Origin of the sequence: Haloterrigena turkmenica DSM 5511, assembly GCF_000025325.1 — an archaeon.
Classification (GTDB): domain Archaea; phylum Halobacteriota; class Halobacteria; order Halobacteriales; family Natrialbaceae; genus Haloterrigena; species Haloterrigena turkmenica.
Genome location: NC_013745.1, coordinates 42,361 through 54,112 on the forward strand (window position 1 = coordinate 42,361; position 11,752 = coordinate 54,112).

The following is an 11,752-nucleotide window of genomic DNA, read 5'->3' on the forward strand; positions in this document are numbered from 1 at the left end:
GCCGAGCAATCGGTGATTTCGAGAGCGATGCGACGTTTCGTTCCGCCGTCCGCGAGCGAAACGAGCCGTGAAAGATCGGCTTTAGGCGATGGATTTATATTATTCGCGATACATCGAGATTCTATGTCATTGCCAGCCGAGCAGGTACGGAGCCGTCTCCGTGGCGTTGCTGTCGGTCTGTTGACGCCATTCGACGACGACCTCGAGATCGAACACGAGAAAATCGCGGAAAACGCACAGGAGCTGTACGACGAGGGAATACGGACGTTTCTGGCGACCGCGAACATCAGCGAGTATCACTCGCTGTCGGCCAGCGAGCGCGTCGACGTCGCCGAGACGAGCGTCGACGCGCTCCCGTCTGACGCCTGCGTCCTCGCGGGCGTCGGCGGCAGCACGCACAACGCCACGGAACTGATTCAGGCGTACGATCGCATCGACGTCGACGCGATGATGATCATGCCGCCGGACCACACCTACCTCCACGAGCAGGGACTACTGGAGTACTATCGCAATCTCGTCTCGGCGACGGAGACGCCGCTCGTCCCCTACGTCCGCGGCTTCGATCCGTCCGTCGACTACCTCACCAGCCTCACCCGCGTCGACGGCGTCGTCGGGATCAAGTACGCGCTGAAGGATCCGGTCAAACTCGGCGCGGCCGTCGAGGCCGGCGCCGACGACGTCGTCTGGGTCGACGGCCTCGCGGAACCCTACGCCGTCTCGTACTGGGCGGAGGGCGCGGAGGGCTTCTCCGCGGGCGTCAGCAACTTCCGCCCGGAGATCGGGCTCGAACTGTTCGACGCGCTCTCCGAGGGCGACTGGGAGCGCGCCTGCGAACTCCGGAATATCTGTCTGCCCTACCAGAACTTCCGGGACGAAGCGGGTCAGGATAACGCGATCGCCGGCGCGATCAGCGTCTCGGCGGTCAAGAAGGGGCTCGAACTCGCCGGCCTTCACGGCGGCAACGTCCGCGAACCGATTCGCACGCTCCAGCCCGAAGAGGAGCGGAAGGCCGAACGGCTGTATAACCAGCTCGAGGACGACATCGAATCCCTCATCGACTGACTCGAGGACGATCCCCGCAGCGAACAGCGGCCTGTAGCGCGGCGTTTTCGAGACCTGCCCTTTTGCAGCCGGCCTGATGGGTCACGAGACGACGAACCGATTCCGCCGCGTGCGGAACTGATCGTCGCGTCTCGCGGCTGTCCGATCTCGCGTTCGAGTGTGATCCGTGTGACGACACGCGGCCGACACCGTTGCGTTCCGCAGGAAGGAACGGTTTTCATCGAGATCCACGTAAGCGACGCCGGTCGAGTTCGCGCGCCGGTGACTGCACGGGTCGGTTGCCACCGTCGGAGATCACTCTCTCCCTCTCGTTTCCGTCGGATTAGCCACGGAATCGGGTAGTGGTCGGCGCCTCGAATCGCCGACTCCAGTTTCCCACGCCCGCCGCCGTCGATTCGACGCAACTTCTCCAGCGACTCGAGTTCGTCACTCGGGAATCGACAGTTTCAGGCCTGGGTTGTGCGGATACCTCACGAATCGCTCCCGATCGATTCCGAACGGCGGTCCGACCGGGCCTCGAGTCCGATCGATTGGGACTTATTCGCACGTTTCTGCCGGAATCCGTTACAACCGTACTGTTGTAATTGTTCCCCTCCAGAGAACCGTTCGTGCGCTCGGTCGGATCGAACTCTCGCCGCAGTTCGGCGAAAACCACCCGACAGCATCGGCTCGGTCGAGGATCCCGATGCGAACGAAGCGGAAACGACCCGTCTGAGCGTCCGTGAGTCCACCGAGGCGATAGCTGGTCGACCGCGTCGGGATCGTGGAGCGAGCAGTCGGAGGCGCGATCCGTTTTCGCGGACCCGATTCGGGCGGCCGCTGTCGTCCCACCGATCCGTGGTACTCTCCGCGGGAACGCGGCTGAACGGCGTGGGGGAGGTTGACGGGGTCGGCGATCGGATCGGCGTTCTGACTTCGCCTGCCGTCTGTGCGGCGGCCGTTGCGGACCGCCCCGATTTATGACCGGACCGTTCGAAGGGGATCGTACATGAAGGAGTACACCATTAGCCGAACGACGGCCGATGTCCCGCTCACCGGCACGGTTGCCGGGACGCCCTGGGCGGACGCGGCCGCGTTCCGCATCGACGAATTCTCTTGGCACGACGGCGGGCCGAAACCGCTCACGACGGGGCGAGTCCTCTACGACGACCGGGCGATCTACCTGCAGTATCACGTCGAGGACACCGACATCGCCGCCGCGGTGACCGAACTCAACGGCCCGACCTACCGAGACAGTTCGGTCGAGTTCTTCGCCGATCTGACTCCGGACGACGATTCGCGGTACTTCAACTTCGAGCCCAACTGCTGTGGCCAGTTCAAACTCGCCTGGCAGGAACGGGACTGGGAGGAACGCGGCATCGGCCGCGATCTCGTCTCGCCCGACGTCGCCGCGACCGTCGACGTGGAGACGTCCGTTCCCGGCCCGACGAAAGAGCCCCATCCGGACGACGAGGAGTGGTGGCTCGCCGCCGCCGTCCCTTTCGACGCGCTCGAGGCGCTCACCGGCGTAGCCCTCGCGCCGACGTCGGGAACGGAGTGGCGCGGGAACTTCTACCGGAGCGGCGTTCCGACCGCACAGAAGGCGACCTGGAACCCGATCGAGAAACCGGAACCGGACTACCACTCGCCGGAGTACTTCGGCCGACTGCGATTCGAATAGCAGTCCCGTGGTGTCGTCGACGGCGCTGCCGCGGGTTCGCCGTCGGCGGCCGCGAACGACCGGCGGAATTTATGTCGCTGCATCGCCGTAGTCGCACGCAATGAATCCGACCGACTCCGAGGGCGGCCCGCCGACCGCGGCCGGAAGCGAACAGCTCTACGACGCGCTGGTCGACGCCGGGATCGACCTCCTCGTCGGACTTCCCGGAACGCAGACGCTGCCGCTGGATCGAACCGTCGACCGGCGGGACGACATCCGGTACGTGATGGCCCGCCACGAGACCGCGATCCCTCACATCGCCTGGGGGCACTATGAGGCCGGCGGCGACGTCGCCGCGACGCTGACCGTTCCCGGCCCCGGCGATACGAACGCGATGCACGGGCTGAAGAACGCGCTCGACGACCGCGTTCCCCTGGTCCACATCGCCGCGGACGCCGATCCCGAGGACCGCGGGAAGGGACCGATCCACGAGATCGAACCCGACACCTACGACAACGTGGTCAAGGAGAACTACTCGATCGAGCGCCCGGTCGAGTTCCACCGAGCGATCCGGTCGGGAATCGAAACCGCGCTGACGCCGCCGTGCGGCCCGGTCCGACTCGGCGTCCCGAAGCCGCTCCTCGACGCCGAGTTCTGCTCGCCGCCGGTGACGGTCGATCCGCCGACGAGCCGGTTTGACGGTGACGCGGAGTACGAGACCGCGCGGCAACTACTCGCCGACGCCGAACGACCGGTCGTCTACCTCGGCGTCGGCGCCCGTCGGACGGGTGATCCGGACGCCGTTCGGGCCCTCGTCGAGACGCTCGACGCTGCCGTCGTCGCCTCCTACAAGGGCAAGGGCGTCTTCCCCGAGGGCGATCCGCGCTGGCTCGGCGTGACGGCCAGTCACCTCCCAGCGGGAGCGGAACGCGCGCTCGAGGCCGCCGACGTCGTACTCGCGCTCGGCACTCGGTTCGACGGTGTAGTGACCGCCGACTGGTCGCTTCCCATGGGCGACGCACTCGTCCACGTGACCCTCGACTCGAGTCGGATCGACGTCGCCTACGACTCGGACGTGGCGATCGTCGACGACGTCGGCAGCGCGGTCGATCGGCTCCGAGACGGCCTGGGGTCCAGAGAGCGACCCGACGGCGCGTGGGACGGGGCCGCCGTCGGTCGACGCGTCCGCGCGGAGTACGACGACCGGCTCGAGGACCGCGGCCTGCTCGAGGACGACGCGCCGATCGCGACGGCCGGCGCGCTTCGGACCCTTCGCAAAGCGCTGCCACGCGAAACCGTCGTGACGACGGACATCGGCGGGTTCCGGCTCTGGGCCAAGCAGACCTTCGAGACGGAGGAGCCGGAAGCCTACGTCACGTCCGGCTCCTGGGCGGGAATGGGCGTCGGTATCCCGGCCGCGATCGGCGCGAAACTCGCCAGGCCGGAGCGGCCGGTCGTCGCGCTGACGGGCGACGGCGGGGCCATGATGTGCCTGCAGGAACTGCACACGGCCGCGGCGTACGACTTGGACGTGCTCACGATTCTCTTCAACAACGAGGACTACGGGATCATCAGCAAGTCACCCGCCATCGACCAGTACGCCGAGGGCCACCGATTCGACTGGTCCTCGCCCGATTTCGCCGCGATCGCCGAGGGGTTCGGCTGTCGTGGACAGACGGTACAGACGCTCTCGGGGCTCGAGGACGCCGTCGAGGCCGCGCTCGCGCGGGCTGACGGACCGGAGCTGATCGACGTTCGCGTCGACCCGGACGAGCCGACGGCCGCGTCGTTCGCCGACTACGACTCCGAACTCGAGTTCTGAACGTCCTCAAGCGGAGACCGACCGCATTTGATCGGTTCGACTGGCCGTCTGATGGAGCGATCCGCCGTTCTCAACGGACGGTTTCCTCGAGCCGTGCAGCCATACTATTCTGCACAACTAAATCTGATTCTCTACGCGTGATCGGATAGCTCGTGATCAATGTCCACGATATCTACTAATATGATTGAAAGATTCCATACCATCTACCCTAATGAACGTTATAAATATATTCCAACGGGTTGTAGTTAAGAATGTCTAACTTCTTCACCGCGGATTCACTACTGAGAACAGAATCTGATTTAGTACCACAGAACAGCTTTCGTGGAACCGAGGACCGTAGCTGTCGGTCCGTTGCGTATTCGGTTCCGAACGCGCCAACTACACGTGGGTGATTAGATCGCGATCATCGTTGGTAGGGTTCAGATCGAGGATCGGTCGCGAAATAGATCCGTCGATACCGAACGGCCTCTGGCAATCATCCCCACGTTTATCACACGTACGGTACGATATCGTACCGACGAGCATGACGGCTCTCTTTACGCATACCAGCGACGAGTCCGAATCGCAGGCGACCGTTCGTCTCGACCCCTCGAGACAGGGCGAGACGGTAAACCCCGAACTCTACTCGAAGTTCGGCGAACACCTCTACACGCCCCGGAACGTGACGAACGTTCTCGAGGCGCAGGCGCTGTACAATCCCACGTTCGGATCCTGGAAGTTCGGCAGCCAGCAGTACGGTGTGGACGGCGGCAACAGCGCTGCCTTCGACCCCGACGAGATCGACGACCGGATCGAAACGTACGCCGAGACGCACGGAATTCCGGACGCCGAACGGCTCCGGACGGCCTATCGAGACGGGACGGCGCTGTGGTGGTTTCCGTACGGGGACGCCCGGACGAGCCCCGATGTCGGAACGGCCGACGACCGCGCACAGCGCTTCGAGGTCGGGTCGACGGACGACTACGCCGGGCTCGCGCAGTGGTGTCACCTGCCGGTCCACCGTACGAACGCGTTCGAGGGGCAGATAACGCTGCGCGCCGCCGCGGAGACGCCGGTTCGACTCGCAGTTCACGACGTCGATCCCGACGACGGAGCGATCGGTGAGGTGCTCACGGAGACCGACGTGACCGCTCGAGACGCGAACCGAACCGTCGACTTCTCGTTGAAACTGCCACGGGACGAACTCGAGGACGACGAGCGGCTGTTCGGGTTCAGCGTGACCACGCGGGTTTCCGACGCGAACGTCGTCCTCGACCGCGTCTGCTGTTATCCCGACGATCACGTCGCCACGGCCGATCCCGAGATCGTCGACCTGCTCGCCGACCTGAATCTCTCCGTGCTCCGGTGGCCCGGCGGGAACTTCGTCTCGGGCTATCACTGGGAGGACGGCGTCGGCCCGATCGAAGAGCGGCCGACGAAGCCGAATCCGGCGTGGGACGCCCTCGAGACGAACCTCTTCGGGACCGACGAGTTCGTCGCGCTCTGTGCGGCGGTCGGCTGCGAGCCGATGATCTGCGTCAACGCCGGCAGCGGAACGCCCGAGGAGGCGGCCCGGTGGGTGGAGTACTGCAACGGCTCGACCGACACCGAGATGGGCGCCCTGCGGGCCGAACACGGCCATCCCGAACCGTACAACGTGACCTACTGGGAAATCGGCAACGAGCTCTACGGCTCGTGGCAGATCGGCTGGACGACGCCGACGGGCAACGCCGATCGCTTTCGCCGATTCAAGGCGGCGATGGAGGCCGTCGACGACTCCATCGAGGTGATGGCCTGCGGGAACCGCCACACCGACTGGAACGAGCCGCTTCTCGGGGAACTCGAGCCGAGCGACTGGCTCACCGACCACGTCCTCATGGAGTGTCACGCCGATCCGGAGACCGACCCGGTCGAACTGTTCAACGCTCACTCGGGCGTTGCGAGCCAACTCCGCGAGGAGTACGAGGCGGTCGCCGCCGACTGCCGGGACGCCGGCCTCGAGGACGTCCGACAGGCGATCACGGAACTGCAGCTGTTCACCCGATTCGACGGACGCGAGGACGACGAGGCGGCCGATGGTGAGTCGGCGAGCGAGGAAAGCGCGGACCAGCGGCTGAGCCGAGAGACGCTTCCGACGAACAAGAGCGTCACCGAGGCCGTCTTCGACGCCACGATCATCCACGAGTGCATCCGGAGCGGAACCGTCGACATGGTGACCCACTCCGGCGTCGGGAACCACGGCGGCGGCCTCCGGAAGTCCCAGGGACGAGTGTGGGCCGATCCCTGTTACTACGGCCAGCGACTCGAAACGGGGCTCGTCGGCGGCACCCCGATCGGCGTCGACGTGACGTGTCACTCTTTCTCCACGGAGACTGCGTGGGGGACGGACACGAGCCAGTGGTTCGGCGAACTCGAGCCCGTGACCGACGCGCCGGCCGTCGACGCGATGGCGGTGACTGACGCCGACGAACACGATTTCGCAGTCGTGCTGGTCCACCGCGACGCCGGGGCGGACGCCATTGACGTTACGCTCTCGGGTGAGCCGCTGGAATCGCTCGACGTGGTGACGGTCGATCGGCTCTCGGCGGAGACGATGTACGATACGAACACGCTTGAGGACCCCCGGCGGATCACGCCGACGACCGACAGGACGGCGGTCGACGACGGGACCGTCACGGTGTCACTTCCGCCGTACTCGTTGATTCGGGTGACTGGCGATCAGGAGCCGGCCGTCGGCGAGTAGCTGTGCCGACGCACTAGATCTCGTCGAGAAACTCGAACGGCTTCCAGCCGAAGTAGAGCCCCGCCGTGGCGATGGCGATCATGACACCCTGCACGCTCAGCGCCATGATCGATATTACGCGACTTTCCGATCCGGGTTCTTGGAACGGGAACAACGCCAGCAGGATGACCGCCAGCGTCAGGGTAATCGAGAGGAGCGCCCGAAAGACGGCTTCGCTCGTATCCATTGGACTCTTGTTTCGATGACGGCGTAATAGAAGTACTGGAACGAGAAACCGCTACTGAACCGGTTCGTCCGCGAGTTCGGTCTGATCAGCGTCCGATTCGCTCGAGTCGTCCTCGAGTTTCCGGCTGTCCCAGTACTCGTGATCGTCGAGTTCCCGGAAGCAGGTCACCGTGTGGTCCTCGTCGCCGTCGACCGACACCGCTTCGGGCGTGTTCCCCTTGCAGGCCTCGCGAGCTTTGGGACATCGCGTGTGGAACCGACAGCCCGACGGCGGGTTCCGCGGGTCCGGAACGTCGATTTTTCGGAGCGGCGATTCGGTCTCGTCGTCGATATCGGGGTCCAGGTTCGGCGTCGCCCACACCAGCGCCTTGGTGTAGGGGTGTTTCGGGTTCTCCAGAACCTCGTCGATGGGTCCGAGTTCGACGAGCTCGCCGAGGTACATAATGCCGATCCGACCGTCGGACTTCCCGGCGACGTAACTGGCGTTCGAGAGGTTATGGCTGATGAACAGGAACGACGTGTTGAACTCCTCCTGTAACTCGAGCATGAGGTCCATCATGTCGATCCGCAGGGAGACGTCGAGCGCGCTCACCGCCTCGTCGGCGAGGATGAGGTCGGGGTTCATCAACAGCGCTCGGATCAGCGCGACGCGTTGCTTCTCGCCGCCCGAAAGCTGGTGGGGGAACCGCTTGGCGTAGTCCTCCGGCGGGGACATGCCGACCCGCGAGATCATTTCGTGGATTCGCTCCCGCCGTTCGAACGAGTCCATCTCCGGATGCCGAAGTTTGAGCGGAGCCCCGAGGGAGTGTTGTACCGTCTTGTTCGGATTGAGCGACGCGCCCGGATCCTGCGGGATGATCTGGAGGGACTGGCGGATCTCGTCGTACGGGATCTCGACGTTTCCGTCCTTGTCCTTGGCCTTCCAGACGTCCTGACCCTTGTAGGTCACCGAACCGCTGGTCGGGCGCTGGACGCCGATGGCGGTCTTTCCGAGGGTCGACTTCCCACAGCCGCTCTCGCCGACCAGCGCGACGACGTCGTTCTCGGGAATGTCGAGCGAGATGCCGTCGACTGCTTTGACGATGTCGGTCTCGCCTCTGAGCTTGGAGAGGAACGACTGCTCGGACTCGAAATGTACTTCCACGTTCTGTAGCGAGACGAGATGGTCCTCACTCATTGACCTTCACCTCCTGAAGGGTCAGCGGAACCGTCTCTGGTACCGTATCGACGTAGTGACATGCTGCAACGTGGCCGTCCTCCGGGGTGTCCGACTCGAGGGGTGGATCGTCGCGTTCGCAGGTCGCGTCGGCCAGTGGACAGCGCGGATGGTACGAACACCCGTTCGGTACCGACACCGGATCCGGGGCCGCGCCCTCGATCGGTCGCATCTGCTCGCGGGGCGTCTCCAGGTTCGGCGTCGAGTTGAGCAGCGCCCGCGTGTAGGGGTGTTTCGCTTCCGTCAGCACCTCGTACGCGGGGCCGACCTCGACGAACTCGAAGGCGTAGAGAACCGCGATCCGATCGGCGAGGTTCGCGACCAGCGGCAGGTCGTGGGTGATGAAGACGATCGTCAGGTCGCGCTCGTCCGCGATCTGCCTGATCAACCGGATGATACTGCGCTGCATCAGGAGGTCCAGCGCGGCCGTCGGCTCGTCCATCACCAGCACCTCCGGCTTGAGCACCAGGCTCAACGCGATGAGTGCGCGCTGGCTCATTCCGCCCGACAGTTCGTGCGGATAGGAGTCTAACACCTGATCCGACTCGAGGTAGAGATCCGAGAGGAGGTCTTCGGCGCGCTCCATCCCCTCCTCGACATCGTAGTCGTGGACGGCCAGCGTCTCACGGAAGTGGTCCCGGATCGACATCGTCGGGTTGAACGAACTCATCGCGCCCTGGAACACCATCGAGATCTCCTCCCAGCGAACCTGCTTGATCTCGCTTTGGGAGAGACTGAGCAGGTCGACGGGCTTCTCCGGTTCGGGGTAGAAGGTGATATCGCCGGTGAGCTGTCCGGGATCGACGACCGCATTGAGCAGCGCGGAGGCGAACATCGATTTCCCGCTTCCGCTTTCACCGACGACGCCGAGGACTTCGCCTCGTTCTACGTCGATGTCTACCTCGTTCAGTACTTTCGATTCCCCCCGATCCATGTCGAACGAGACGGTCGTGTCCCGAACCTCGAAGATCGGATCCTCGACGGTCTTCGTGCGTTTTCGCTGCATTGTTATTCCTCGTAGGGCGCAGTGTCATCGACCGCGTCCGCGTGGCGCGCCCGGATACGCGGATTGAACAGTTTCTCCGTTCCCTGTGCGAACAGCACCAGCCCGAACGAGAGGCCGACGATCGCTATCATCGGGAAGAGTAGCCAGTAAATGCCATCTAACGAGTATATCGCCGCATTGGTAAAGGCCTCGTTAAGCGTGATCCCCCAGTTATTCGAGAAGCCGCTGAGGAAACCGAGGTAGAACAGCGCGACCGAACCGAAGATGACCCCGCGCGCGGAGTTGACGAAGTTGATCAGCACGTAGGGCATGATGTTCGGCAGGACGTCGTCCACGATGATTTTCGGCGTCGACGCTCCCATGATCCGGGAGACCTCGACGTAGGAGTGGTCCCTGATCGAGAGCACCTGCGACCTGATCGACCGCGCGAGGCCGGCCCACGAGTTGATCACGAGGAAGACGCCGATCACATACGGACTCTCCGGTTCGAAGACGGCGATCAGGAGGATGATCAGGGGTAAGCCAGGGATGGTCATGGCGATGTCCGTGAAGGTGGTGAGCACGCTATCGACGGTCCCCCCCTTGTAGCCCGAGACGGTTCCGACGATCGTCGCCATGATTGTCGAGAACACCGCGCCGGCCAGAATCATCTTCAGCACCGGCGGCGTCGAGTAGACGATATCCGAGAGGAGGCTCGTCCCGAGGTTGTCCGTTCCGAGCGGATACGACATACTCTGGAACGGACCCGTAAGTCGCGGCCCCTGTCCCTGTGTCGGGGCGGGGACGAGGTAGAGGCCGACCGTGCCCATCAGTACGTAGAACAGGATGATGAGCGAGCCGGTCTTCGTTCGCCAGTCATTCCAGGCGATCCGTAGCGGGGCGAGGACGGTCACGTCGAGCCACTCCCTGTATAGTTCCGAACGGGTCGCCGCCGATCCGTCACTCGTGCTGTCGCGGTCGTCGGTCGCGTCGAACGTTGAATTGGTTTCAGCCATCGAATGTCACCTCTCAGTAGGCCTCCTTGCCTTCACCCGCACTGACTCGCGGATCGATCAGTCCGTAGGTGAGATCCGCGATCAGGATACAGATCAGCACGGCAGCGGTGATGACGATGAAGATCCCCATCATGAGCGGGTAATCGCTGTTGTTCAGCGCCTGCAGGAGGTAGTTTCCGAGACCGGGGTAGGCGAAGATCTGTTCCAGGATAATCGATCCACCGAACATGAATCCGACGGAGATCATCAGGTTGGTGTACATCGGCAGCAGCGCGTTCCGACCGACGTACCGGACCGCGATCCGGCGTCCGGGGACGCCACGGAGGTGTGCCACCCGGATGTAGTCCTCTCCGATCTCCTGGATCGAGTTCCCTCGCATCGTGATCGCGACCCCGCCGAATCCGGTGAGGACGAGGGACGCGATCGGAAGCGTTGCGTGGTAGAATACGTCGGCGATAAATATGGGTGTCAGTCCCGGCTCTAACCCGACGGCGTAGTTCCCCGACTGCGGGAAGATACTCAGCTGGATGGAGAAGACGTACACCAGAAGCAGCGCCGCGACGTAGTAGGGAACGGAGTTCATGAACATCGAGAGGACCGTCGACCCGGTGTCGAACTGACTGCCCTCTCGGTACGCCATGACTGCGCCGAGCACGATACCCATCGCGAACGTGAGGAGAATCGCCATCGTGAGCAGGAAGATCGTCCACGGGGCGGCCTGGATGATGATATCGCTGACGCTCCGGGTAGGGTACGACATCGACTCTCCCAGATCCCCTTGCAGGATGTTCGTAACGTAATCGAAGTACTGAACGTACACCGGGGTCGAGGGATCGTAGTTCGTGTACGTCTCGGTCAGCGAGTTGATCTCGGCCATGCTCACGCCCTGCGACCCTCGGTTCCGCATGACTTGTGCCCTGATGTGGTCCGCCGGTCCGCCCGGTATCGCCCGTATCAGTCCAAATGTTATCGTGATTACCGCGACAAACGTAACGAATGCTTGTCCGAGCCGCTTTATTATGTACATTAATTTGCGTATTTGTGGCGCGTGTTACCTTATAATAG

General features: G+C 63.6%; 9 protein-coding genes. 4 read left to right on the top strand and 5 right to left on the bottom strand.

All coding sequences use genetic code 11. The features are described from left to right. The first annotated feature begins 123 nt into the window (after positions 1-123). The 4 genes from HTUR_RS21805 (at position 124) to HTUR_RS21830 (ending at position 7,245) form a co-directional block, all read left to right on the top strand. Positions 124-1,062: a dihydrodipicolinate synthase family protein gene (locus tag HTUR_RS21805; RefSeq protein ID WP_012945512.1), complete on the top strand. Its 939-nt coding sequence runs from the start codon at positions 124-126 to the stop codon at positions 1,060-1,062. 988 nt (positions 1,063-2,050) lie between these two features. Beyond that, complete coding sequence (locus HTUR_RS21820; RefSeq protein ID WP_012945513.1) at positions 2,051-2,722, top strand: carbohydrate-binding family 9-like protein; 672 nt, start codon at positions 2,051-2,053, stop codon at positions 2,720-2,722. 100 nt (positions 2,723-2,822) lie between these two features. Continuing rightward, positions 2,823-4,523 (top strand): thiamine pyrophosphate-binding protein, encoded by a 1,701-nt coding sequence (locus HTUR_RS21825; RefSeq protein ID WP_012945514.1) that lies wholly within the window; start codon positions 2,823-2,825, stop codon positions 4,521-4,523. A gap of 523 nt (positions 4,524-5,046) precedes the next feature. Next, on the top strand, positions 5,047-7,245 hold the full coding sequence (locus HTUR_RS21830; RefSeq protein ID WP_012945515.1) for an alpha-L-arabinofuranosidase C-terminal domain-containing protein: 2,199 nt from the start codon (positions 5,047-5,049) through the stop codon (positions 7,243-7,245). 13 nt (positions 7,246-7,258) lie between these two features. On the opposite strand, the gene HTUR_RS21835 is transcribed toward HTUR_RS21830, so the two are convergent. The 5 genes from HTUR_RS21835 to HTUR_RS21855 are packed head-to-tail and all read right to left on the bottom strand — an operon-like array spanning position 7,259 to position 11,714. After that, positions 7,259-7,471, bottom strand: coding sequence for a hypothetical protein (locus HTUR_RS21835; protein ID WP_012945516.1), 213 nt, complete (start codon positions 7,469-7,471; stop codon positions 7,259-7,261). A gap of 51 nt (positions 7,472-7,522) precedes the next feature. Beyond that, positions 7,523-8,647, bottom strand: a complete 1,125-nt coding sequence (locus HTUR_RS21840) for an ABC transporter ATP-binding protein (RefSeq protein ID WP_012945517.1) — start codon at positions 8,645-8,647, stop codon at positions 7,523-7,525. Continuing rightward, positions 8,640-9,692: an ABC transporter ATP-binding protein gene (locus HTUR_RS21845; protein ID WP_012945518.1), complete on the bottom strand. Its 1,053-nt coding sequence runs from the start codon at positions 9,690-9,692 to the stop codon at positions 8,640-8,642. The genes HTUR_RS21840 and HTUR_RS21845 overlap by 8 nt, the downstream gene beginning before the upstream one ends. 2 nt (positions 9,693-9,694) lie before the next feature. Continuing rightward, the gene (locus HTUR_RS21850) at positions 9,695-10,687 is read right to left on the bottom strand and encodes an ABC transporter permease (RefSeq protein ID WP_012945519.1); all 993 of its coding nucleotides are present in this window, start codon (positions 10,685-10,687) and stop codon (positions 9,695-9,697) included. A 13-nt stretch (positions 10,688-10,700) separates the two neighbouring features. Further along, a complete protein-coding gene (locus HTUR_RS21855) occupies positions 10,701-11,714 on the bottom strand; it encodes an ABC transporter permease (protein WP_012945520.1) in 1,014 nt (337 codons plus the stop codon). Between the last annotated feature and the right edge of the window lie 38 nt (positions 11,715-11,752).